This window comes from Lutibacter sp., from assembly GCF_013041805.1.
GTDB lineage: Bacteria > Bacteroidota > Bacteroidia > Flavobacteriales > Flavobacteriaceae > Lutibacter.
Map to the genome: position 1 here is coordinate 13,579 of NZ_JABDRI010000094.1, position 26,046 is coordinate 39,624.

Below are 26,046 nucleotides of genomic sequence, written 5' to 3' on the forward strand. Positions count from 1 at the left end.
AATTAATGCTATGAAAATTCAAACTATTAAACCTAAAATAGGAGTATTTCTTCTATTCACAAGTCTGTTTTTAGGCTGTGTTAAAGATAAAGATTTTTCAACTCCAACAGTAAATTGTGTTGAGACTGAAATTTCTGTAACCAATACAATTCAACAGGTAAAAGATATGTATACATTCGGGAGTGCAACTAAAATAGATACTGATGTGATTATTGAAGGTTATGTGGTTTCAAATGACGAATCAGGGAATATTTATAAAACACTTTCCATACAAGATAAACCTGAAAATCCAACATCGGCAATCAAAATCTCTATAGATGAAACCAATTTGTACACAACGTATGATGTTGGTAGAAAAATTTATGTAAAGCTTAAAGGTTTGGCAGTTGGGTATAGTTTTGGGAGTATCCAAATTGGACAAGCAGTTGGTGGTGAATTGGCAAGAATTTCATCTTTTGAAGTAAAAAATCACATTTTTCGTTCGTGCGAAGTGGCTGAAATCATTCCTAAAAGAGTAGCTATTTCAGAGTTGAATGAGGGCCTATTAGAAATGTTAATTGAAATTGAGAATGTACAATTTAAAACTACTGATTTAGGTTTGTCTTATGCAAACGTTGAAGACACTGAAACTGTAAATCGCGTATTAGAAAACTTTGACAGTAATTGTAACTTAGTGGATGAAGTTATTGTTCGAAATAGCGGTTTTTCAAAATTTAAAAACCAATTATTACCTGAAGGAAAAGGAAGTGTTGTAGCAGTTTTTGGAAATTATTATGATGATTTTCAGTTGTATATTAGAGATACAGATGACGTGAAATTTACTGAACAAAGATGTGACTATTTCAATGCTTTAACTCCTACAATTTCAATTTCTGAAGTGAAAGAAATGTATCAAGGATCTATGGTTGAATTTGGAGTAGACATTAATTATATAATTGAAGGCTATGTTGTTTCAAGTGATGAATATGGAAATTTTAAAGAAAAATTAGTCGTGCAAGACGCTACCGAAAATCCAACTTCAGGAATACAATTACTAATTGATAAAGAAGCAATTTTTGAAGATTATAATATTGGAGATAAAGTTTATATAAAACTGAATAAATTGTATATGACAAAGAATGTTGATGTTTTAACAATTGGGTTTCCAAGTGGAGATAAGATTACGAAAATTGAAGCTTCAGAGGTAAACAATTTTGTCTATAAGAGTGAAGAAAATTTTGAAATAACACCAACTGAGATTCCAATTTCAGAAGTTCAAAATCCTGATTATGAAAACACATTGGTACGTATTTTAAACGTGCAATTGGTTGAAAATGAATTAGGAAAAGCATTTGCTTTTTTCACAGGAGATGATGACGGAGTACGAACACTTGAAACTTGTGGAGAAACTACAAAAATATTGGTATTTACAAATGGAGATGCCACTTTTGCCCATGAATTATTTCCTGAAGGACATGGTTCAATTACAGGTATTTTAAGTGATAATTTAAAAATTAGAACTACTGAAGATGTTCAATTTAAAGAGCCGTTTGAAGTTTGTCCTGTTATTATTCCAAAAATTATGATTACTGAAGTTGCTGACCCCAGAAATGATGTGTCGGCTCGTTTTGTTGAATTGTATAATGCAGGAGATTCTGAAATAAATTTAACTGGTTGGAAATTAAATAAATATATAAACGGTTCAACTACAATCTCTAGTTCGCCAGTTGAATTAAATGGATACACTATTCCTGTTGGCGGTTTTATAATTATTGCAAATACGGGATATGCAGCTATTTTTAATGATGTGCCAACAATTCAATCAACCTATATTTCTGGAAACGGTGATGATGTATATGAGTTAGTGGATAATACAGGAACCGTTATTGATGTTTTTGGAGTTATAGGGGAAGATGGAAATGGAACTAATTGGGAATATTTAGATGGAAGAGCGGTTAGAAATTTAGATATTTCAGAACCAAATATAACGTTTAGAGCTACTGAATGGACTATCTATTCAGGTGCTTCAAATAATTTAATTTTAAGTCCTAATTCACCTCAAAATGCTCCAAATGACTTTAATCCAAGAGTGCGATAATTTGACATAATTGTTATTATTTTGTTTTTTTAGAACAGACATTAAACATTCTAAAAAACAATCTGAAATATAGTAATGTGTGAGCTTTTAAATATCGAATATAAGTTGTTATTTTAGTAAAAATATTTCATAAGTTACAGTTCTAACAAATTTTAGGTTTAGAGTTCTAAATTTAGTTTGTGGTTTGAGTTTCTGTAAAAACATTGTGTATGAATAAAAATGTAAGAAAACAAAAGGCTGATTTGTCAAAATCTAGTTCTACTCAACTTCGTCCAGATTTGTTATCTTCAGTGATGGCAAATTTTTTAGTGTTTGCCGTTTTAATTTTTTGCTATTGGCTTATTAATAATAATGAAGCGCTTTATAACGCTATTGTTCAAGAAGATGAAATTATAGAATGGTCGACGGCTTGGGCTTTCCTATTGGCCTCGTTTGGAAGTGTGTTTGGATTTATTTTAGGAAATAAGAAGTTTAAAAAGTTTCAATGGTTCTATCTTGGTCTTTCTATCTTCTGTTTTCTAGTTTTCATGGAAGAAATTTCTTGGGGTCAACGCCTTTTTGGTTATCTACCTCCTAACTATTTTTTAGAAAATAATTTTCAGCAGGAATTTACAGCGCATAATGTAATAAATGACTCTTTTAGAATGATATCAGTCAAAGTTGTTATTTTAGGATATGGGGTAATTCTCCCATTATTAATGCAATTTCCAGCATCAAGGCGTTTTTTAAATTATATGGGTGTAGTGGTTCCACCATATGAGTTAATTCCATCTTTTTTTGCTGTTTTTTATATTTATCAGATTTACCCTTGGGATTTTACGGGTGAGGTAATAGAGCTAATGCTGGGAATGTGCTTTTTGTTTACCGTTTTATTTCGTCTATGGGATTTTAAACTAGAAATAAAAAAATCAAAGAGATATTGGCAACTCATATCTGTTTTAGGAGTAGCTCTTTTATCTGTAGGACTTAGTGCGGGGACGGTGAGGGTTAATAATTATAAAAATAACTCTCCCATAAAGAGGGATGCTTGTTATAAGGAGCTTCAAGCCATTGAGAAAGATTTTGCCAATAGGGCGAAAGAACTTGGTCGTTCACCTTTTAAAAATTACTTCCACCATAGACTTTATACAGTTGTAAAGAATAATGACTTTAACTGGATATATAAAGGCCAATTTGCTAATCTTACCAAAGAAGGTCTTAACCAAGATCGTGCAGATTATTTTATTGATCCTTGGAATATGGCTTATTGGTTATTGTATAAGTATGATAAGGCAACTGGTCGTAAACGCATTGTTGCTTATTCATTTGGTCCAAATAGAAAGCGCGACTCTGATCACTGGACTTTAAAAGGTGATGATATTGGGATAATCCTTTGGGATACTGGGCTGAAATATCCATATATCTCAGAAAATGAAATTGTTCCAAAGAGCTATTAAATTGTAAGTTTATATTTTATTTGTTCTTTAGTACTCATTTTTTATAATGAGAGTCTATAACTATTTCAAATAATTTGTAAAATCCATTTTTTTAGAGTTATTGGTGAAGATAGAAAGCACAAAAAGGAAAGCCTGTTTACAACTTATTGTATACAGGCTTTTTATATATATTGGGGTTATTAGTTTTAATTAAGAAGCGTATCGTCTATGTTTACTCCATTGTGTTCTTTTTGTATTTGCAAAACTTACAAAGATTAATTTTGATTTATTTTCTGTTGTTGAATTTGTGTTTATTGTTTTCATATTAAAAGTTTTAATTTAGTTAAGTATACATAAATGACGGTCCAACTATTAAATTGTTACGCTTTTATTGTTTGATTAACAGATTTTTAACGTATCCGTTCGTTTTTTAACTTAAACTGTTAATATGAAGTTAATGAATTTGAAAATTAAAAAATGAAGACTTTATTATAACGTGTAATAAAAAAAGCAGGGAGTAATTTTACCACCTACTTTTAATATTTTAATACCCTTAAAGAGTTATAAAGTTTCCTTCAACCATTTGTAAAATTCACGTTGCCAAACTAAACTATTTTGATTGTCTAGCACCCAATGATTTTCTTCAGGAAAGAATAATAATTTACTTTTAATTCCTTGCAATTGTGCTGCTTGAAAAGCGGCTAATCCTTGTCCAATAGGAACTCTAAAATCTATTCCGCCTTGAATAATTAAAATAGGAGTATTCCACATACTTACTTTTTCAGCCGGATTAAATTCAGTATGAGATTTTTGAGCAGCTGCATTATTTTTATCCCAATAAGCACCACCTAAATCAAAATTAACAAAGAATAATTCTTCAGTGGTTCCATACATACTTCTCCAATCAAAAATACCATCGTGAGAAATAAAACTTTTGAATCTGCCTTCGTGAATTGCAGCCAAATAAAATACAGAATAACCACCATAACTTGCTCCAATAGCACCTAATCGATTATTATCTACATAAGGTTCTTTAGCTAATTCATCAATAGCAGATAAGTAATCTTGCATATTTTGCCCTCCATAATCTTTACTTATTTGTTCATTCCATTCAACCCCATGACCTGGCATTCCTCTTCGGTTTGGTGCAACAATAATATACCCATTTGCAGCCATTAATTGGAAATTCCATCTAAAAGAATAAAACTGACTTAACGCCCCTTGAGGACCTCCTTGACAATATAATAATGTTGGATATTTTTTTGAAGGATCAAAATTGGGAGGATAAATTACCCAAGTTACCATATCTTTTCCATCGGTGGTTTTAACCATTCTTTTTTCAATCTTACCTAATGAAATTGAATTGTAAATTGCATCATTTGCATGTGTTAATTGCTTCATTTCTCCATTATTCAAATTAACAGAGTATAGCTCTACTGCATGATTCATATCTCTACGACTAGCAATCAACGTATTTTTTGTTTGACCTACAATTCCACTCACATCAAACTGACCATTTGTAATTTGTTTAGGGCCACTTATTTTTTCTTTAGAAGTAGGAACTTCAATTTCAAATAATTGAACTGTACCACCAGTAGGAGCAACAAAATATATTTTAGTTCCTTTATCTTCCCAAATAAAACTATTTACTGTTCCATCCCAATTAGAAGTTAAGTTTATTGAATTACCATCAATTTTAACAATGATATCATTTTTGTCAGATTCATAACCATCTCTTTTCATTTGTAACCAAGCTAACTGTCCTTTTGAAGAAAATGCAGGTTGTGTATCATACCCTTTATTGTCAAACGTTAAATTTGTAGTTGTTTGTGATTGAATATTGTATTGGTAAATATCAGTATTTGTACTAATAGCATAGTCAACACCACTTGATTTTTTGGTGACGTATAAAATATTTTTACTATCAGGACTCCATAAATAATCTTCTGAACCACCAAAAGGTTTTTGTGGACAATCATAAGGTTCATTAAGCATAATGTCAATTGGTTCAGTATCATTATCAGAAATAATTTGATAAAATACATGACTGTAAGCTCCATCTTCCCAAGTATCCCAATGACGATAATTTAATGCATCATAAATTTTTACATTTGATTTTGGTACATCAGAATAAAAATCTTGCCCATTCACTTTTTGAAGTTTTACATCAGCTGTGGAAATTTTATACTTTCCATTAGGCGAAATATTTCTATCAACTAATAACTCTTTATACTCATTTATAAGTTGAGGTTCTCCACCTGAAATAGGTATTTGATATGTTGATGATGATTTACTATTTGTTTCAAGATTGAAACTAGAAACACTGTAAATTAAATGCTTACCGTCTTTTGTAATTCCTTTTCCTGAAACTTTATTTAATTGAACTAGTATTTCTGGTGTCATTACATCTTGTGCAAATAAACTAATGCAAGTAAATGAAATTAGAAAACTAAAAAGTATTTTATACATGGTTTTTTTGAATTATGAATTTATTTATTATTCACAAATTTATCATTTTAATTTAAACATATAGGCTGTTATAAGTCGACTTTAACATAATTTAAGTTAATACATAAAACAGGTTATCATTATTTTTTTGTAAAGTGTGTTTTTTAATTATCTGAAAAACAAATACTTAATAATATAATTGTCAAGAAATACCAAAATTCACGAATAATTATATAGTTCAATTTGGTTAAACATTTGTTAATCAGATGCCGTTTAAACTACTGAATACTAATAAGATATACATTTGGAATATCAAAGCAAAAGATGTTTAACTAAAACCTATCTATCATGAAAAAATTTAAATTAATGGCACTTGTATTTATAATTGGAACTGCCAGCTTATTTGCGACTAATACAAACGAATTAACGACAGTTAATAAAGAACTTAGAAATCAAATTGTAAGTTTACTTCAGTCACCAGATTTTTATGTTGAAAAAGATGCTGTAATTAATATTACTTTTACCTTTAGTTCGCAAGGTGAAATTGTTGTACTAAAAGTAGGATGTGATAATTGTGATGTATTGAATTACGTACGCAAAAATTTAAATCACAAAAAAATTGAAAATCCTGGCGTAGCTAATAGAGTGTATACACTTCCTTTAAAGGTGAAAGCCGTATGAAAAGAAAATTAAGCAATTAAAAACTCAAACTTAGTAGGTTTGAGTTTTTTTATGTCCCCATAATTTTATTTATAAAGCATTGAATCAGGCTATTAGTTAAAAGTTTGTTAATAGAATTATACTAATGTAACATCTATTTATGTGTAACGTCTTTAGAATATACTAACAATTAAATAAATAGAAATTATGAAAAAATTTAAAGTTTTAGCACTAGCCTTATTCATTGGAACTGGAAGTTTATTTGCTGCAAATGGAGATAATTTTAAAGAGCCTAATAAAGAAATTAGAAGTCAAATTGTTTCTTTACTGAAGTCATCAGTAGAAAAAATTGATGATGAAATGAGTGTAAACATTACATTTACATTTAGTTCGGAAGGTGAAATAGTGGTTTTAAACTTGGATACAAAAGATGCGGATGTATTAAACTACGTTAGAGAAAACTTAAATTATAAAAAAGTCGATAATCCTGGAGTTCCTAACAGAATATACTCTTTCCATTTAAAATGTAAAACGGTATAAAATCAAGGCAAAAATAAAAAAGCCCAAACATAGAAGTTTGGGCTTTTTTATTAATCTTTTTTAAGATAAACATATACGGGAAAATGATCACTAAATCCACCTTGATACCATTTACCAATATAAGTTCTAAAAGGGTTTCCTTTATACTTTCCTTTCCATTCTTTTAAAAAATGTTTATCAAAAACTTCTGCATACTTAAAGGTGTGTTTGTGTTTTTCAATATTGAAAAAGTTTTTAGAAAATATAATTTGATCAAACAAATGCCACTTTTTTTTATGATTTAAGGTCCCGTTTCCGGTATGTATTAAACGTTCCATTGGATTATAAAAAGTATCATTTACAAGATGCTTTTTCACACTTACATTTGTGGGATTATCATTAAAATCACCCATAATTATAATTTTAGCACTTTCGTTCTCATCAGTTATTTTTTTTACAATAACAGAATTTAACTCGGCAGCTTTTATTCTTTTTTTCTCTGTTAGGTCCTCACCACTTCTGCGTGAGGGCCAATGATTTACTAGTACATAAATTAATTCGCCATTTAATTTCCCTTTTACCATTAGCACATCTCTTGTGTAATCTCTCTCTCCATTATCACTCTCTAAAAACAACGGAAATGTTTCTGAATGTAATAATTCAAAAAGTTCTTTTTTGTATAATAATGCTACATCAATACCTCGTTCATCAGGAGAGTCGTAATGTACAATTCCATAATTATGACTTTTTACATTTTTAGAGTTTACTAAATCTTGCAATACATGTTGATTTTCTACTTCAACAACACCAATAATTGCAGGAGGGTAAAGAGATCGAGCAGTTCCTAATTGAACAATCACATTTCCTAATTTCCTTATTTTATTTTTATAACGTTTAGTATTCCAATTTTTTTTTCCTTTTGGTGTAAAATCATCATCTAAGGTGTTTGGGTCATCTTTAGTATCAAACAAATTTTCAAGATTATAAAATGCAATAGTATAGGCTTGTTTATTTTTTCCGGGTAATTTAAAATATGAAAACATAGAATATGTTAAATTTATAAATGCTAAAGTATGGATTTAAAGCTTAAAACTATACGTGATATAAATCAGGTTCATTTAATTAATAATTTTCTAACTTTAAAGTTCGTTTTTCATTTTAAAAAAATGCTAGAAAGGTTGTTCAAGAAAAGTTCTCTAAAGTATATGTTGTTTTTTATTGCAATAGTTTCATTAAAAAATGTACATAGTCAAACTTTAAAGGATAGCTTACTTATAAAACTTAGGACAACTCAACAAGATTCTTTAAAAGTAAACTTATTACTGGATATAGGAGAAGAGTATTATTATACCTATCAAGATTCTTCCAAATATTATTATTTAAAGGCTCTAGATTTAGCTAGAAAAATTAAAAACAAAAAATTAGAAGCAGAAAGTTTATTAAGTGTTGGTTATTATTATGATACACAGGAAATAGTCAAAGAAGCAATAGCATACTATTCTAAAGCTATAGATCTTTTTAAATCTATAAATGATGAACAAGGATTGGCTAGATGTTATAACTATATTGGATATAGTTTCTCTTATTTAAATTCATTGGATAAATCAATAGAATTTTACTATAAATCATTAGATATATTTAAAAAATTGAATGATAGTATAGGATTGGCTGCAGTGTATAGAAGTTTTGGTAATTTGTATTATGATCAGCAAAATTATACAAAATCAAAAGAGTACTTTTTAAAATCTTACGAAATACATGAAAAGCAAAATAATAAAACGGGATTACTAGACACATATATCAATTTAGGAAATGCTTATTCAGATGATGGAAATATAGAAAAAGGATTATTTTATTATTTGGAATCTGTAAAATTAAGTAATAACATAAAAGATTATCAGGCCTTAGCCATTAATTACAATAATATTGCAGATTGTTATCTTGTGAAGGAAGACTACAAAACTGCTCAAAAATATTTTAATAAGTCTTTAGATTTAGTTAATAAATATAATTTTAAAACTCTAAGATCCTTATTGTTTGCAAATTTATCATATACATACTTGCAAGTTGAAGATTATCACAAAGCAATAGCATTTGCAAATAAAAGTTTAGAATATAATAAAATCACAGACTGGATTAATATGAATTATAATAACCACTTATATTTAAGTGAAGCCTATGAAAAATTGGGTGATTATAAAAAAGCACTGGAAAATCATAAAATTTTTCAAAAATATTCTGACAGTATATTTGATGTAAAAAACTACGAACAAGTTGCAAAATCGGAAACATTATATGAGCTAAAAAATCAAGAGGCCAAAATTGATGACTTATTGAAAAAAGATGATTTAAGAAAAAGTGAGTTAAGAAATCAAAAAATTGTAAATTATGTTCTAGTATTTTTTATTCTAGGATTTTTATTATTTATTTTCATTTTGAATTCCCTAAGAAGAGCAAAAAATAAAGCAAATATATTATTAGAAATAGAAAAAGAGAAGGCACAGGAAAGTGATCGTTTAAAATCCTCTTTTTTAGCAAATATGAGTCATGAAATTCGAACTCCAATGAGTGCTATTTTAGGTTTTTCATCACTGTTAAAAGACAATGATTTAAACGAGGAAAAAAGAGATCATTTTATAGAAATAATCAGCAAATCTGGAGAAAGATTAATGGCTATTATTAATGATATTATTGATATTTCTAAAATTGAATCAAATCAAATAAAGGTTGATTTAGAGAATGTAAATGTCTCAAAGGCATTAAATGATATTATTGAAATTCAGAAGGAAACAAATGATCTTCTAGCTAAAAATAAGATTGAGTTAAAATTAAAATTACCAACAAATTCTCGAACTATTTTTATTAAAACTGATGAGAATAGATTTACTCAAATCTTTAATAATTTAATTAGTAACGCTTCAAAATTCACAGAAAATGGTTCGATAGAAATTGGATTTGAATTAAAGAATAATTCAGAAAACCAATGTGTGCAATTTTATGTAAAAGATACGGGTTGCGGAGTTCCTCAGTCCAAATTTGAAGATATTTTTAATCGTTTTTCACAAGCTGGCGATAAGGATTTTAAAACTGGAAATGGATTGGGATTAAGTATTTGCAAAGGATTGCTCAACAATTTAGGTGGTACTATTTGGCTAGAGTCTGAAGTTGGAGAGGGAACAACCTTTTATTTTACATTACCTTACTAAAATAAAATCATTTCTTATTTACAAGGAAACTAATTTGTAAATTTGCAATATGATCGAAGAAAAAAAAGTGACATCTGAAAAAGCTGTTTTAATCGGTGTTGTTACTCAGCATCAAGATGAGGAGCAATCAAATGAATATTTAGATGAATTAGAGTTTTTAACTTTAACTGCTGGAGGAGAAGCTGTAAAAAGGTTTACCCAAAAGCTAGAAATGCCACATCCTAAAACTTTTATTGGTACGGGGAAGCTAGAAGAAGTTAGAAATTATATGCGAGATCATCATATTGAAACTGCTATTTTTGATGATGAACTATCTTCTTCACAATTACGAAATATTGAGAAAGTATTAGATTGTAAAGTTCTTGATAGAACAAATTTGATTTTAGATATTTTTGCTAGAAGAGCTCAAACTAGTTATGCGCGTACACAAGTAGAATTAGCGCAGTGCCAATATTTATTACCTAGATTAACACGTTTATGGACTCACTTGGAACGCCAAAAAGGTGGAATTGGAATGCGTGGACCTGGTGAAACAGAGATTGAAACAGACAGACGTATTATTCGCGATAAAATTACCTTACTTAAAAAGAAACTTAAGATAATTGACAAGCAAATGGCTGTGCAGCGTAAAAATAGAGGAAAGATGGTACGAGTGGCGTTAGTTGGCTATACAAATGTTGGAAAATCAACGTTAATGAATGTTGTTAGTAAAAGTGATGTTTTTGCTGAAAACAAATTATTTGCAACATTAGACACTACCGTAAGAAAAGTAGTTATCAAAAATATTCCTTTTTTATTAACTGATACCGTTGGTTTTATTAGAAAATTACCAACACAATTAGTTGAGTCATTTAAATCTACGTTGGATGAGGTTCGTGAAGCTGATTTGTTGTTGCATATTGTTGATATTTCACATCCAAACTTTGAAGATCACATTGCTTCAGTGAATAAAATTTTAGATGAAATTAAGAGTATGGATAAACCAACTATTATGGTTTTTAATAAAATTGACGCCTATCAACATCAAACTATTGATAAGGATGATTTAACTACTGAAAAAACAAAAGACCATTACACGTTATCAGAATGGAAAAAAACTTGGATGAATAAACTTGATAATAACTGTTTGTTTATTTCAGCATTACATAAAGAAAATTTAGAAGAGTTTAGAGCTAAAGTTTTTGAAGAAGTAAAGAAAATTCATATTACACGTTTTCCTTATAACGACTTTTTGTATGAAGAATACACCGAAGAAAAATAACTATTACGATAAAAAGTTTTTTTCAATAAATTGGTGAAACTTTTCTTTGTACTGATCACTTACGGGAATATAAACCTTATCAAAAACAATTCTATTACGTTCAATAGTAGAAATTTTATTTAAGTTTACAATATAAGAACGGTGTACACGCATAAATGAATTGTTTTCTAATTGTTTGTCCATTGCTTTCATACTTAACAGCGTCATAATTGGTTTTTCATTTGCTAAGTGAATACGTATATACTCTCGCATTCCTTCAATATATTTAATTTCAGATATTTTAACGCGTATAATTTTATATTCTGATTTAATAAATAAAAAATCATCGTTTCCCTTTAATTCTTCACTTGAATTATTTTGTAATGTAAACCATTCTTGTGCTTTAGTTGCTGCTTTTAAAAAGGTTGCATAATCTATTGGCTTTAATAAATAGTCTAATGCATCAACACGAAAACCTTCTAAAGCATATTCACTGTAGGCAGTTGTAAAAATAATTTTAGGGGCATTGCTTAAAGATTTTACAAAATCTATTCCGTTTAAATCGGGCATATTTATATCAACAAATAGTAAGTCAACCTCATTCTCTTGCACATATGAAATGGCTTCTAAAGGGCTTTCAAAACCTTGTAAAAGTTCTAAAAAAGGTGTTTTATGCACATAATTAGAAATTTGTTTTAATGCTAAAGGCTCGTCATCTATGGCAATACATTTAATCATAGCGGAATACTTAAATTTACTTTATAAATTTCTTTATTTTCTGAAATAGTAAAATCAAAATTATTAAATAATAAAGCGATTCTTTTTTTAGTGTTCTCAATTCCTATACCTGAATTTTCATCTGTAATTTTTGAATGGTTACTGTTTTCAATCTCAAAATGAAGTTTATTTTGAGAAAACCTCATTATAATAGTTATAAAAGAATCTTTATTATAACTTATACCATGTTTAAATGCATTTTCTAACAATGAAGTAAATAGTAATGGTGGAATAAATTTTTCAGGAATTTCTGAAGGAATTTGAACAGATATTTTTACTTTATTTGAAAAACGAAGTTTCATTAACTCCACATAGCTGTTAATAAATTCAACTTCCTTTTTTATAGGAGTCATTTTTTCTTCCGAATCGTAAAGCAAATGACGCATTAAATTAGATAGTTTTATAATAGCTTGTTTAGCTTCTTCTGAATCAATATCAACCAATGCGTGAATATTGTTCAATGTATTCATAAAAAAGTGTGGACTTACCTGGTTTTTTAGAATAGCTAACTGATTTTCTATATTTTCAGTTTGAAGTTTCATTTTTTCCTGATCTAAACTTGCCCATCTCATTGAAACCTGTAAACCTGCATCAAAACCGACCAATAAAATAGCTAGAATTAAAAAGTTAGCAAATGGTGGAATAGAATCTGGTTTGTTTTGCCTTGGCAGCATTCGAGGTCTTTCGTTCATCGAAAATTCAGAAGGAGTTTGTTGTGTACCATCCATAGCACTTCTTGCAGGTGGTGGAGGCGTCCTATTTTGTTGATTGTTATTTGTAGTATGAAAGAAAAATAAACCTAAAGTAATTGCTCCAATTAAAAGTGTGGTACTTATAAAATAGGTTACTCTTTTCCCTTTAAAGAATAATTTTGGAAGTAGAATATATCTATTTATTAAAAAGACAACAAGTAAAGGCACATAATTTAACCAAACCATAAAAATATGATCCCAGTCAATTTCGTCTTCAAATCTTCCAAATAATAACGGAGATGCAAATAATAATGCCCAAAAAGCAGTAATTATTAAAGGTTGAAAGCGGTCAAAATTACTTGTTGTTTTCATTAATGCTTTTCAATTATGGTTTTAAATAATTGATAAAATTTGTCCGTGCAACTATATTAGAAGCACGAACAAATATACCAAACTTAAACTAATTCAAATAGTTATTAACTGCTGTACTTCGACTTGAAGCATGTGATTTTAAAGTTGTAATTGCGGAGTAAAATGAACTACTGCTATTTAGAAATGTGAAACCTGAAACTTCTGTTGTTGCATAAGGCTCAACCAAAGCAGCATATGTGTCATAAACTCCTTGAATATAAGATGTTTCAAATGGGCCATCTATAGTAGCTTGTACATATTCATTGTATTTAGCTTTGTAAACGTCATCTTCATATAAATATTCAATTAATGGCCAATCTCCTGATAGATCTGAAAAATTTAAATTTAAAGAGCCACCCATTTTTCCATCTTGAAGTGCTTCATTATTATCCCAAGGGATCCACGTAAGTAAACTGTTGTCTGGATTATTGTATAAATAATAATTGTGTTCCATAACTCCATACGTATCCCAATTTTGAATAATTGTATTTACAGCCAAATAATTCAAGAAAACATCAGTATCAAAAACGGCATCTAAACCAGCTCTCCATGTTTCAGGGTCTGTTATTCTTGTATCACTGTGTAAAGCTGTGAAAACGGATTCAATATCTGACCAATCTGCTTCGTCTTCATTTGTTTTCTTTTCAAAACCGTCTTCATTAAAAGTGCCTTCTGCAAAGCTTGACCCGTAATCTTCAGGCTTGTATAAATTACCATCATCACTTGAAAATTGTGTATCTAATACTGTTCCATCAACTTCTTCAACCAAAGTGTACAATCCGAAATATTGAGGTCCATCACCATAATCAACATATAATGTGTAAAATGACGTATTTGAAACAGCCAATCCTGCATTTTGGAAAACTTCTGCAGCTACTTTTTCTCTTAAAAATGAGCTGTCATCATAGTTGTTCTTTAAACTAAATTTTTTGAAACCATAAAAACGTTGGTTGTCAATTTGCGGATAATCATCTTCAAATTCATCAAAATCCATTTTAAATGAAAGTTTTAAAATACCTGATCCCCAAGCACTTGCCAAACTAGAGTTCCCTTTAAATCGTAAACCTACTTTATACCATTCAATTCCTTTGTAAAAAACAGATGCAGGGACAAAAATAGGATCCTCATCATCAGAATTAAAAGAACCACTTGAACGTCCAAATGTTCCGTATAAGTCAGTCATATCGGCTAACATAGCTGCCCAATTGTTTTCTGATATTACAAAATCCAATCGTTTTACAGCTGTATCGTCAAATACTTCTGTGAAATTTGGGTCTGCATCTTTACTGTGAGTTTCAGTTGTCCAATCTGTAGCTACAAAATCTGAATCTATAACTTCTACATCTGTATCTGTATTTACAACTTCTGTTTCTGAAATTGAATCATCATCTGAGCAGCTTATAAATAAGTAACCTACTAGAAAAAGCATACTTACAATTGTTGAGATTTTTAAAATTGATGTTTTCATTTTTTATTGTTTTTTTATTTGAGACGAAGCTCCATATTTTTGATAGTTTTTGAAATAAAAATCAACGAATTAGTGATTTTTATCAACGAATAATGATTTATTTATTATGAATAGTATACGTATATTTTAAACCAATTATATTCGTTGTTTTTGGAATACTTTTGTTAAGCTCTTTTTCTATCCGATAAAACAAACTTATTTTACCTAATTTTTTAAATTTGTAATCGGTTCCTAAAGTCAAACGATATTTATCAAATCCATTTTTTTCTCCTTCTTCAAAATGATTAAAAATTTCAGCAGAAAATTCAGGGTCTAATTTCCAATTTTTAAAGTTGTAGTCAATTGCAGTTTTAAAACGAATATGCTGATTGGCATAATCTCCTTCAGAATTACTTACTCCTAATTCATTTTTATTTTGATAACGAAACCTATATTTAAGTGTGAAATCGTTGATTTTATGTTTGTATGATGCATCTGCATTAAATCTAAAATGATTTTCGTATCCTTGAATATTTCCTTCAGTATCATTTTCTTTAATATATCTTATTCCAGCCCCAAGTGTAAATTTTTTAGAAACTGAATATTCGGCATTAAGTTGTGTAAAATATTTATCTATTGTAGAAATATCTTCTTTTAAACGAAGCTGCTCTTCAATACCAAAATTCCACTTTTTATTTAATTTATATTCCAATGCAATGGTTGTCCAATTGGCCAAATCACTATTTTGAGAATATCCAAAATTTGTAATTATTACAATTAAAAGGATTGAAAGTAAAACTGTTGAATTATTTATTTTAGTTGCCATTTATTGATGTGTTTTGGAGGTTAATTTTATTTTCCTTTGAAATAGAAAATGGTAACTTTAGCGATATCTCGTAAGAAATCTATATCACCAATTGTAATATTATTAATTTCTAAACCGGTTCTGTTTTCTAAATCACTTTTAAGTATTTCGTAATTTTCAGGCTTTATGTTTTCAATGTTTTCATAAACAATAGATTTTGATTCTTCTTGTTTTAAAGCCCAATACCTTTCAATAAGTACAAGAATGATAATGATAATTGTATTGGCTCCTAAAATTTCAGCATAACTCATTTTTTTATTGGCCAAAGAATTAATTACTGACACACCAATAACCACAAATAAATAGGTCATTTCTTTTATAGGAATAGCATCTGTTCGGTATCGAATAATTCCAAAAATGGCAAATAATCCAAGAGCCATCCCAATATCTAGTTCATACTTTTTTAATGTAAAACATAGAAAAAATACAATAACGCTGATTAAATAATAAGTAAACACGTAATCTTTACGTTTAGAATATGGATAATAAACGAAACGTATTATAAAAGTTAAAAATATAAAATTGATAAAAAATCTAAAAATCATTTTTAAAAAATCATCGTCAAAAAGAGGTATGTCTAAAAATTCCATTTGTAAAGGTATTAAGCTGTTAAATTATTAATTTTGATAAGTTTTCTTTTAAATCTATTGTATTTCAATTGTGGATAAATATGTGTCATTCCAATACAATATTTACTAATACTATATGGGTTTATACATTTGTTTTTTAGTGCTTTTACAACAGGAGAAGCTCTATTAAAACGCTCTTGTTTTACTTCAATAATTACTAAATTTGAATAGTATTTTTCAGACTTGTTCATTTTGTAGAGAAGATTTAAATCTATTGTAAGTCTTTCTTTTACTTTAATATTTACTAAGGTTATTCTATTAAATTTATTCCAAATAATAGGTTTTAACTTCATTTTTTCTGAAGTGGTTTTTTCTATAAAATCTATTAAGCTTTTTGGTAAATTTGGTTCAAAGTCTTTAATTTGAATTCTGGATTTTGCGGTTTTTCCTTTACCGTCTTTTTGTTTAATTTCAAGAAAACAAATGTCAGATTCAACGTACTTTCGCATTCTAACTTTTGTTCTGTTTATTTTTCCATTATGATGATCATTATAAAACTTTTTATCTTCCGTATCAAAGTATAGTGATGAATAAGTCATCATTCTATTTTCATTAATTTGAAGAACTTTGTATTGATCTTTAATAGTTTCTAAAACTTCAATTAATTTTTTTTCGTGAATTACAAATTTGGTATCTGTTCGTTTCATTAATGAAACACTATCCATTTCTTTTAAAGAAATAGATTCCAAATTATTTATAATATGTGATAGTTGTTCTTTCATGATGGAACAAATAAACTACGTTTAGATAGTAATTGGAAAACAAATCAATGAACTGGGAAGTTTTATCTATGAATTAGTTTCTATTAGTTGCAGATTTTTTTGTGAATAGTTGAAAAAAACCGCTTATACACAAACTATTAATTTATGATAAGCGGCTAGTTAACCAAACAAACAAACCTAATTAATTCTTTCTTTTTTTTTCTCTTTTTTTAGAACTATTATTTTTTAAATATGTTGTATATAATTTTTTTTGATCATTTGTTAATAACGCTTTAATATCGTTTTCAAGTGAGTTTTTTAAAGCTTCCATTTCATTTCTATCAGGTTTTCTAGAACTTGTTTTATCTTCCACTTCTTCAAAATGTTTAGTATATAATTCCAATACTTGAGTTTCCTGTTCATCTGATAATAATAGGTCGTCTGATAAATCACTAACCATTGTATTAATTTTTTTAGCTGTTGGTAATGCTGGAGGTCCGCTTTGTCCACCTCTTTGTTGTCCGCATGCAGATGTTGTAATTACCAATACCACTGCTAACGTTTTCCAAATCTTGTTTATTTTTAATTTCATTTTTTTAATTTTTAAAAGGTTATTAAATTATGAAACAAAGAAAAGTAAGTTTTGAATAATTAAAAATAACAATCAATGTTCAGAGAGTTTTCATCAACCAAATAAGTATAATTAATAACAACTGTATTTTTGGAATTATACAGGCCAACTATTAAAAGGTTGTTTTTCGAACTGCATCGTGCCATCTTCTCCTTTAAATATATTAATCCACGCTTTCCAGTTTTCATTGTCTAATTCGGGGTAATCTAATCGATAGTGACTACATCTACTTTCTGTTCGCATGATAGAAGCTTTTAATTTCATTTCAGCCGTAGTAATCATATTTGCCGTTTCATGTGCTAAGCGGAGTTCATGCATATTAGCAGCTCGTAACATGGGTACATGATGATCTCTTAATTCTTCAATATAGGCCAAAGCGGCGTTTAATAAATTTCCTTTTTTTATGTAAATGATAAAATTAGGAATCATAATGCTTTGTAAGGTTTGTGTTACCCAAGCCGGACTATAACCTGCTTCTCGTTTTAAAGGGGCTAATATTTCTTCTTGAATTTCATTTATTTTTGAAGATGAAATAGAAGATTTTTCAACTGTTTTGCTATAAATCGCAGCTGCTTCACCAGCAATTCCACCTTGTACTGCAGAACCAGCTAACGATGAACCTATTTGTGTATAAATTGCTCCTGCCATATAAGATCCTAAAGCATCTCCTGCAGCATATAACCCTGGAATATTAGATTCACATTTATCATTTATAGGAACCAGGCCTTCAGCCTTGTGAATTGACATTCCTGCTGAAGAACCTCCAACTACACTACCTCCCATTCCTGGAGGACCTCCTTCACGGTCTTTTCTTGGAGGTCTTTTATTATCGTCTTCTTCTCCACCTGGTCGGCTACTAGCTTTATTAAATTCTTCAGGTTTGTAGGGTCCTCCTGCTATTACTGTATCCTGTTTTCCCATTCTTGGAGGTCCGATTTGCGCAGAACCACCAGTCATATAGGCGGTGTAATTCATATCAACGCCTAAATCATGACGAATTTCAATACTAGTAGTTTCAGGTTTTTTCTCAAACATATCTCCCCAACCATTATAACATGCAGCGGCATTTTCAGATCTAGCTGGGTGACCATCATTCCATTCTTTACCTGTAACTTTTGCACCAATATTGTAGGCCATTATGGTTCCATCATGTGTTAAGTCGCAAATAGGAAAACCATTAGGTTTAAACCCCCCTGCGCCAGTGCAAAGTATAACACTTTTAGCTTCATAAAAAATCACTTTTTCTTTGTCAATACTAAAACCCGCAGCCCCTACAATTTTGTTGTTTTCTTTTATTAAATGAGTAATTGCAATTCGTTCCTGTAGCGGAATATTGCGTTCATTTATGGGTTTACTAAAACTTTTGTTGTACAATGTAGAATCAAAAAACCCCCATTCTTTTAATTCGTTAACCCGATCTAATGAATGTTCTGCCAATTGTTTAGTATAAACCGTATTATTGGTTCCTAATGCTGATCTAGAAACAGCTTCAGTAAATTCGTCAATACTTAATTTTTCTTTTTTTGGATCGTAAGCAAAAATTCCTTTGGCAAAAGGCGTTTGACCCGAAGCACCCAATCTTCCTTTGGAAACCATTAATACTTTAGCACCGGCATCGTGCGCTTTTACAGCCGCAAAAAGTCCTGCCATTCCACCACCAATAACTAGTACATCGGTACTTATTTTATCACTTTCTAAACTATCTATATCTATTTCAGGTTCATTTAGCGCCCAGTCTAAAGGTACTCCCATAGCTGAAATAGCGGCAAAACTTGCAGCGCCTCCTGCTAAGGTTATAAATTTTCTTCTTGAGAGATTATTTGTTGATTTTTTCATTTTTTGAAGTTTTAAAAAAATAGGTTTTTAGCAAATAGAAAATACCACTAACAACTATTAATAAATAGTAAATTGAGAAAGAGGTATTGCTATGTCGCCCTATATTAATCACATGCCAAGTGGCTGTTACTATAAAAAGTAGTGTAAAATAACCATGTAAACTTCTCCAGATTCTGTAACTTAAATTCAATTTGAACCTACAGAAAGAAGTAATTATTAAAATGACCATGCTAGTATATGCAATTAACCCTAAAATTACACCTGCGCTACTAAAGGTTGTTATCAACCTATAAAAAGCATCAGTAGGTGTAACTGTATTATCGAAAAACTTTGGAACTATGATAAAGAAAGGATGCAATAACAATATTGAAATAAATACATATCCAACTATTTTATGAATTTTAAGCACATTTACCATTCGAATATCTTTTACTAATTTTCTATTCATTCTAGTTGAAAAGAATTGTGAAACGAGCAAAGTAAATCCTACAATAGTAGTAATTGATAAGATTTCCTTAAGTGAATTTCTTCTAGGAAATTCTGATATATAATAAAGCAATATAGGTACAATTATAAAAAGGATTGTGAGTATTATAAGTCGGAATATGTGTCGTTTCTTTTTCATAATTAGCCCCATGAAACGATTACTGGAATGGATTTTTCTGGTGTGATTGTTATCGCATCAACTGGACAATACATTCTGCATAAATGACAGATTTGACAATCTTCAGGAAATAAAATTTCAGCTTTTTTTGAATCAGGATTCAACCTGATTACATCAGTAGGGCAGCTTTTAATACACTCTTCGCACCCTATACAACCGTTAATACTTTTAATTGCCATGATTCCTTGTTTTCTAGTCTCAATTTAGATAACAAAGTAATGCTCTATGCTAGTTATATTAAAAAAGAATCAATGAGTTGAGTTAAAGAATCAATAAATGAGATAATTTTAACAACGAATAAAAATTAAAAAAATGATATTTTAAGACTTAGAAAAGATTGATATTAATCTTCGTCAGGACTTGATTCCTTTTTTTCATCAATAAGAAGTCCAATTTTTTTAGCTCTTACCTCCCAATTTTTACGAGCTAAATTTTGTAAATCTTCAACATTATCACTTTCATCCATTATTTCAAGGCCAAGTAGTGTTTCAATAACATCTTCCATAGTTACTAAACCGCTTGTTGTACCATATTCATCAACAACCAAAGCTATATGTTCTCGTTTTGCTACAAATTTTGAAAATAAATCAGGGATAGGTAAATTTCTATTAGTAACTAGAATTTCTCGTTTAATATTAGAAAGTGATTTATTTCCATTTCCGTTAATAATTTCTTCTAAAACTTCACCTTTTAAAATAAAACCAGTAATATTATCAGGACTAGTTTTAAAAATGGGGATTCTAGAAAATTGAAGTTTGGGATGTTTATCAAAAAAAACTTGAATTGTTTCATCTTCAGAAGCTGTAATCATAACTGTTCTAGGGGTCATAATATCTTTTGACTGAACATCTTTAAATGTAAGTAAGTTTTTAATAATAGCACTTTCATTTTCTTCAAAAACACCTTCCTCTTGAGCAATATCAGTCATAGTATGAAAATCTTCCCTACTAAATACAGAACCGTGTACACTTTTACCACCAATTAATTTTGTTGTTAGTTGCAAAAGCCATAGAATACCTGTCCATTTTAAAGGAAAAATTAATAAAATCAATGCTTTTGAGGTAATATTTGCAAGCGGTTGCCAATACGTTGCCCCTATTGTTTTTGGTATTATTTCAGAAACAACTAAAATTAATATAGTCATAATTGCTGATACTATACCTACAATATTTACACCAAGTATGTTTACTTTAATATCTAATGTCTCAGCTTGAACTCCAACTAAAATTGCTCCAACCGTATGTGCAATTGTATTAACAGTTAAAATAGCGATTAAAGGTTTATCAACGTCGTTCTTTAAGTCTTCAAGTGTTAACGCAAATTTTTTCCCTTCTTGCTTTTTTATTGAAATAAAAGTTGAAGTAATACTAAGTAATACAGCTTCCATGATGGAACAAATGAAAGAGAACAAAATTGAAACGGTAGCGTAAAGTATTAATAACGACATTTTAATAGATGTTTAATTGCTAAAATAACTAATTTATATGAAACAAAAAGATGCTTTATGTAAAGCATCTTTTTGTTAGGATATATTTTTTGAAATTAAAACCCGTAATTAACACCTAAGCCAAAAACTTCTCTTGTTTGAAATCCTTCAAACGCATTATCATCATAAATTGTTTGAAAACTAAGGTTAGCAGACAAGTACTTGTTTACTGCCATTACAATATTCATAGTGTAATCTAAATCTACATTTTGTGGGTCTTCTAAGTAGTTTGAATATAAATTTAAGATATTTTCCATACTTACATTTGGCATCAAATTAAATTTAGCATAAGCGCCAATTGCTGCTCCAAATTCAAAACGTGTACTTTTTCCTTCTTCAACACCAAAATAAGCATCGTTAGGTAAGGTTAAATTTTTGTCTACAATTACTAATTTTGCAGTTGCAGGAGCAAAGTTAATTTTTAAGTTATCAGACTTTTTCCATAACATACCTGGTCCAAACTGCAAATAACCTGGAGATAAAAATTTAGTAGGCCCATCTGTATCACTATCTAAGTCATCAGCAAATTGAGTTTTGAAATTTAAAAAAGCAGAATAAAACCAATTACCTGAAGCTTTTTTCCCTATTAAAGAGTTCCATTCAATTCTATCATCAGATTTCTGAACATCTTCTCCTTTAATTTTAGTCAGTCCAAATGCTAATATTAATTTATTATCCCAATTTAAATCACCTTTTTTATAGTTAAAATCGTAGTTTAAACCAACAGTACCAGTTACGTTACTTTGCCCACCAGCAATCCAATTATTAAAAGCAGATTGATTTACTAGGAATGAGATGTTTCCTGATTTTACCCATCCATCTTTTGGTCCCTCTTCGTTATCTTGCGCAAAAGACAGCGTACAAGATAATATTGCAATAAGTAATAAAGTAATTTTTTTCATCATGTTTTGTTTTTAAAATAAGTTTGCAAAAGTATATTAATTAATATTAATAACGTTTAAAAATGTTATTAATTTTCAATTACTAAAATACTGATTTATAAATAAGTAAAAAAATTATTTTAGAGTGAATTGAAAATTATTTCAAAAGTTAAAAATCATATTTAACCCCAAAGCCAAAAACCTCTCTAAGTTGGAATCCCTCAAAAGCATTATCATCATAAATGGTTTGAAAAATAAAATTTGTAGTAAAATATTTATTAATTTTCATAAATATAGTTAGGGTGTAATCTAAATCTAAGTTTTGAGGATCTTCTAAGTAGTTAGAGTATAAAGCAATTATATTTTCTGCCGAAATATTTTCCATTAACTCAACTTTTAAATATCCAGTAGCGCTAAAGCCAAGTTCGAGCCTGGTGCTTTTACCTTCTTCTACACCAAAGTATTCACCATTAGGTAAAGTAAAATTTTTATCTACAATTATTAGTTTAGTCGTTGCGGGAGCAATATTAAATTTAAAATCTTCACTTTTCTCCCAAAGCATCCCAGGACCTAATAAGAAAGTAGCTGGAGAGAAAAAGTTAGTATGTTCTCTTCTATCTTCTATTCCTTGATCCGTTTTAAAATATTTAAACCCTTTAGTAAATTGTGTTTTAAAATTGAAGAGGACAGAATAGTACCAGTAATTGTCGGCATTAATACCTAAAAGGGAATTTAGTTCAAATCGGTCATCTGTTTTCTTCTCAAATTCATTATTTTTACTTTTGGTTAAACCATATGAACTAATAATATTATTTTTCCAAGTAGTATTTCCTTTTCTAAAATTAAATTTATAATTTAAACTAACATTTCCAGCAATTGTATTATCACCACCAGCAACCCAATTATTAAAAGCAGATTGATTAAAAATAAATGAAATATTCCCACTTTTTACCCATCCTTGTTTAACTATTTTTTTTTCTTGTGAAAAAAAAGTAGCGTAGTTCAGTAGAATAATAATAAGTAGTAATAATTCTTTCGTTTTCATGCCGCCTAAAAATTAAGCGAGCAAATTTATAGCACATAAAACGATTATAAAAATAAAATTATAGTTTTTTAACTTATTTTTTAAATAAGGGTACTGTAGAGCATGCTTCACCAAACATGATTGATTTGGCAACGGGTTGTAATTTTTCAATCAACTGAATATAAGCTGTTTCAGGAATAGGTTTACTTGAACAGCCTTTAATAATTACAGGTTTATTGGTATATGTTTCAAGAGGAAAAGACTGAATAATGTCATAAAAAATAGAAGTTTCTAGGTCTTTTAAATTCCCAACAACTATTTTTTTTGCGAATGGAGTTAAATAGGTTGTAATAAGCATATATGCCCACGATGGAATTATAGCATCACTACTACAAGTAAGCGCTACAAAACTATTTTCATATTGAGTCCAATCATGATTTTTTAAATGTTCCCGAAACGCTATTTCCTTTAAAATGAATTCTTCAAACAACCAGTTTTTAATGTCAAGGATAGTTCTTTTCCCTTGTGGATAAAACTCTTCAAGATCAATTGTTTGCAACTTGCTTTTAGCAACTCTATTTATAATTTCATCAGGCATTTTAAAGAAATCCAAGTTCTAATTTAGCTTCTTCACTCATCATATCTTGTGTCCAAATAGGGTCAAAAGTAATTTCAACTTCAGTACTTTTTACTTCTTCTAAAGTTGTTACTTTTTCTTCTATCTCTACAGGTAAAGTTTCTGCAACTGGGCAATTTGGAGATGTTAGTGTCATTAAAATTTTAACATCGTTATTATCACTAACCATCACATCATAAATTAATCCTAATTCATAGATATCCACAGGGATTTCAGGATCATAAATGGATTTTAAAACTTCAACTATTTTAATACCTAGTTCTTCTACGCGTTCACTACTCATTTCAATAAACTCTGTTTATATTGATTCTAAATAAGTGCAAATATACATGAATTAACTTAATTTCGACTGAAATGCTAAAGCGTATAATTTAATTTGTTTAATCATAGAAACTAAGCCATTTGCTCTTGTAGGGGATAAGTGTTCTTTTAAACCAATTTCATCAATAAAGTATAGTTCTGCGCTTAAAATATCAGCCGGTTTTTGATTGTTAAATACTCGAAGTAAGATTGCTACAATTCCTTTAGTTAAAATAGCATCACTATCAGCAGTAAATTTTAGAGATTCATGTTCAATTTCAGAGTGTAGCCATACTTTTGATTGACAGCCGGAAATTAAATTTTCATCTAATTTAAACGTTTCCTCAATAAGTGGTAGCGATTTCCCAAGTTCAATAATATATTCATATCGTTCCATCCAATCTTCAAACATTGAAAACTCGTCTATAATTTCTTCTTGTATTTCTTTGATAGTCATTTTTTAAACTTATTTTTGCAAAAATAACCACATCTTCTGTTTAAAAAAAATATAAATGCAAATAAAGCATTTTAGATGTGCTAAGAATTTAATATACTTATGAATAAATTACTTATTGTTGGTACGGTTGCTTTTGATGCTATTGAAACTCCGTTTGGTCAAACAGATAAAATTTTAGGTGGCGCTGCAACTTATATTTCGTTATCAGCTTCACAATTTGGCGTTAAATCTGGAATTGTATCTGTAGTTGGAGGTGATTTTCCAAAAGAATATTTGGAAAAACTAAATGCAAAAAATATCAATACAGAAGGTATTGAAATTATTGAAGATGGTAAAACATTTTTTTGGAAAGGTGTTTATCATAACGATTTAAATTCCCGTGATACTTTAATCACAGATTTAAATGTGTTGGCTGATTTTAATCCTATTGTTCCTGAAGAATTTAAAGACACGGATTTTTTAATGCTTGGTAATTTACATCCAGCAGTGCAAATGTCTGTGATCAAACAAATACCTGTTCGTCCAAAATTAGTAGTTTTAGACACTATGAATTTTTGGATGGATAATACCTTAGATGAATTGATGGAAGTTATTGCAAAAATAGATGTGATTACCATTAATGATGAAGAAGCTCGTCAGCTTTCAGGAGAATATTCTTTGGTGAAAGCAGCTCAAAAAATTCATAAGATGGGACCAAAATTTGTGGTAATTAAAAAAGGAGAGCACGGCGCATTATTATTTAATAACGGCGATGTATTTTTTGCTCCGGCACTTCCATTAGAAGAAGTTTTTGATCCTACAGGAGCTGGTGACACTTTTGCAGGAGGGTTTGTTGGACATATTGCAAAATCTGGAGATATTTCTTTTGATAATATGAAAAGAGCTGTTATTTCAGGTTCAAATTTAGCTTCATTTTGTGTAGAAAAATTTGGTACTGAGCGTATGGAAAACCTTTCAGATGATGAAATACAAAAAAGGTTATTACAATTTAAACTTTTAACACAATTTGATATTGAGTTAACTTAATAAAATTCCGCCAGCGT

At 29.3% G+C, this 26,046-nt stretch carries 25 protein-coding genes; 7 read left to right on the top strand and 18 right to left on the bottom strand.

Going from position 1 to position 26,046, the window contains the following annotated elements:
* Positions 1-10: 10 nt before the first annotated feature.
* Together HKP59_RS11230 and HKP59_RS11235 are read left to right on the top strand one after the other, a co-directional pair.
* Entirely contained in the window at positions 11-2,077 is a 2,067-nt protein-coding gene (locus tag HKP59_RS11230; RefSeq protein ID WP_291806883.1) for a DUF5689 domain-containing protein, read from the top strand.
* Positions 2,078-2,286: 209 nt separating this feature from the next.
* Entirely contained in the window at positions 2,287-3,513 is a 1,227-nt protein-coding gene (locus tag HKP59_RS11235; protein ID WP_291806885.1) for a hypothetical protein, read from the top strand.
* A 540-nt stretch (positions 3,514-4,053) separates the two neighbouring features.
* Here HKP59_RS11235 and HKP59_RS11240 read toward each other — a convergent pair.
* A complete protein-coding gene (locus HKP59_RS11240; RefSeq protein ID WP_291806887.1) occupies positions 4,054-5,961 on the bottom strand; it encodes a S9 family peptidase in 1,908 nt (635 codons plus the stop codon).
* Positions 5,962-6,288: 327 nt separating this feature from the next.
* On the opposite strand from HKP59_RS11240, the gene HKP59_RS11245 reads away from it, so the two are divergent.
* Together HKP59_RS11245 and HKP59_RS11250 are read left to right on the top strand one after the other, a co-directional pair.
* Positions 6,289-6,621 carry a hypothetical protein gene (locus HKP59_RS11245; protein ID WP_291806889.1) on the top strand — a complete coding sequence of 111 codons (333 nt, stop codon included), beginning with the start codon at positions 6,289-6,291 and terminating at the stop codon, positions 6,619-6,621.
* 186 nt (positions 6,622-6,807) lie between these two features.
* Positions 6,808-7,140 (top strand): hypothetical protein, encoded by a 333-nt coding sequence (locus HKP59_RS11250; RefSeq protein ID WP_291806891.1) that lies wholly within the window; start codon positions 6,808-6,810, stop codon positions 7,138-7,140.
* A gap of 50 nt (positions 7,141-7,190) precedes the next feature.
* On the opposite strand, the gene HKP59_RS11255 is transcribed toward HKP59_RS11250, so the two are convergent.
* Positions 7,191-8,162, bottom strand: coding sequence for an endonuclease/exonuclease/phosphatase family protein (locus tag HKP59_RS11255; protein ID WP_291806893.1), 972 nt, complete (start codon positions 8,160-8,162; stop codon positions 7,191-7,193).
* Positions 8,163-8,285: 123 nt separating this feature from the next.
* Here HKP59_RS11255 and HKP59_RS11260 point away from each other — a divergent pair, with 123 nt between their 5' ends.
* On the top strand, positions 8,286-10,325 hold the full coding sequence (locus tag HKP59_RS11260) for a tetratricopeptide repeat protein (protein ID WP_291806896.1): 2,040 nt from the start codon (positions 8,286-8,288) through the stop codon (positions 10,323-10,325).
* Between the two features lie 49 nt (positions 10,326-10,374).
* Positions 10,375-11,586, top strand: coding sequence for a GTPase HflX (gene hflX / locus HKP59_RS11265; RefSeq protein WP_291806901.1), 1,212 nt, complete (start codon positions 10,375-10,377; stop codon positions 11,584-11,586).
* Positions 11,587-11,589: 3 nt separating this feature from the next.
* Here the strand turns inward: hflX and HKP59_RS11270 are convergent, their stop codons facing one another.
* The 16 genes from HKP59_RS11270 to HKP59_RS11340 form a co-directional block, all read right to left on the bottom strand.
* Positions 11,590-12,303 (bottom strand): LytTR family DNA-binding domain-containing protein, encoded by a 714-nt coding sequence (locus HKP59_RS11270; protein WP_291806903.1) that lies wholly within the window; start codon positions 12,301-12,303, stop codon positions 11,590-11,592.
* Positions 12,300-13,406, bottom strand: a complete 1,107-nt coding sequence (locus HKP59_RS11275; RefSeq protein ID WP_291806906.1) for a histidine kinase — start codon at positions 13,404-13,406, stop codon at positions 12,300-12,302. Before HKP59_RS11275 ends, HKP59_RS11270 begins: the two co-directional genes overlap by 4 nt.
* Positions 13,407-13,494: 88 nt before the next feature.
* Complete coding sequence (locus tag HKP59_RS11280; protein ID WP_291806910.1) at positions 13,495-14,913, bottom strand: CotH kinase family protein; 1,419 nt, start codon at positions 14,911-14,913, stop codon at positions 13,495-13,497.
* 97 nt (positions 14,914-15,010) lie between these two features.
* Positions 15,011-15,718 carry a DUF2490 domain-containing protein gene (locus HKP59_RS11285; RefSeq protein WP_291806912.1) on the bottom strand — a complete coding sequence of 236 codons (708 nt, stop codon included), beginning with the start codon at positions 15,716-15,718 and terminating at the stop codon, positions 15,011-15,013.
* 26 nt (positions 15,719-15,744) lie between these two features.
* Positions 15,745-16,347: a DUF4956 domain-containing protein gene (locus HKP59_RS11290; protein ID WP_291806915.1), complete on the bottom strand. Its 603-nt coding sequence runs from the start codon at positions 16,345-16,347 to the stop codon at positions 15,745-15,747.
* Between the two features lie 11 nt (positions 16,348-16,358).
* Positions 16,359-17,108 carry a polyphosphate polymerase domain-containing protein gene (locus HKP59_RS11295; RefSeq protein WP_291806917.1) on the bottom strand — a complete coding sequence of 250 codons (750 nt, stop codon included), beginning with the start codon at positions 17,106-17,108 and terminating at the stop codon, positions 16,359-16,361.
* Between the two features lie 181 nt (positions 17,109-17,289).
* A complete protein-coding gene (locus HKP59_RS11300) occupies positions 17,290-17,679 on the bottom strand; it encodes a hypothetical protein (protein ID WP_291806919.1) in 390 nt (129 codons plus the stop codon).
* A gap of 135 nt (positions 17,680-17,814) precedes the next feature.
* The gene (locus tag HKP59_RS11305) at positions 17,815-19,554 is read right to left on the bottom strand and encodes an FAD-binding protein (protein ID WP_291806921.1); all 1,740 of its coding nucleotides are present in this window, start codon (positions 19,552-19,554) and stop codon (positions 17,815-17,817) included.
* Complete coding sequence (locus HKP59_RS11310; RefSeq protein WP_291806922.1) at positions 19,535-20,113, bottom strand: ferric reductase-like transmembrane domain-containing protein; 579 nt, start codon at positions 20,111-20,113, stop codon at positions 19,535-19,537. The genes HKP59_RS11305 and HKP59_RS11310 overlap by 20 nt, the downstream gene beginning before the upstream one ends.
* A gap of 68 nt (positions 20,114-20,181) precedes the next feature.
* A complete protein-coding gene (locus HKP59_RS12850; protein ID WP_363289226.1) occupies positions 20,182-20,397 on the bottom strand; it encodes a 4Fe-4S binding protein in 216 nt (71 codons plus the stop codon).
* 164 nt (positions 20,398-20,561) lie between these two features.
* On the bottom strand, positions 20,562-21,665 hold the full coding sequence (locus tag HKP59_RS11315) for a hemolysin family protein (protein WP_291806923.1): 1,104 nt from the start codon (positions 21,663-21,665) through the stop codon (positions 20,562-20,564).
* A 95-nt stretch (positions 21,666-21,760) separates the two neighbouring features.
* Positions 21,761-22,606 (bottom strand): DUF3078 domain-containing protein, encoded by an 846-nt coding sequence (locus tag HKP59_RS11320; protein WP_291807015.1) that lies wholly within the window; start codon positions 22,604-22,606, stop codon positions 21,761-21,763.
* A 148-nt stretch (positions 22,607-22,754) separates the two neighbouring features.
* A complete protein-coding gene (locus tag HKP59_RS11325; protein WP_291806924.1) occupies positions 22,755-23,630 on the bottom strand; it encodes a DUF3078 domain-containing protein in 876 nt (291 codons plus the stop codon).
* Positions 23,631-23,703: 73 nt separating this feature from the next.
* A complete protein-coding gene (locus tag HKP59_RS11330; RefSeq protein WP_291807018.1) occupies positions 23,704-24,207 on the bottom strand; it encodes a DUF2480 family protein in 504 nt (167 codons plus the stop codon).
* A gap of 1 nt (position 24,208) precedes the next feature.
* A complete protein-coding gene (locus HKP59_RS11335) occupies positions 24,209-24,529 on the bottom strand; it encodes an iron-sulfur cluster assembly protein (RefSeq protein ID WP_291806926.1) in 321 nt (106 codons plus the stop codon).
* Between the two features lie 51 nt (positions 24,530-24,580).
* Entirely contained in the window at positions 24,581-25,003 is a 423-nt protein-coding gene (locus tag HKP59_RS11340) for a SufE family protein (RefSeq protein WP_291806928.1), read from the bottom strand.
* A 99-nt stretch (positions 25,004-25,102) separates the two neighbouring features.
* On the opposite strand from HKP59_RS11340, the gene HKP59_RS11345 reads away from it, so the two are divergent.
* Complete coding sequence (locus HKP59_RS11345) at positions 25,103-26,029, top strand: PfkB family carbohydrate kinase (protein WP_291806931.1); 927 nt, start codon at positions 25,103-25,105, stop codon at positions 26,027-26,029.
* Positions 26,030-26,046: the final 17 nt, after the last annotated feature.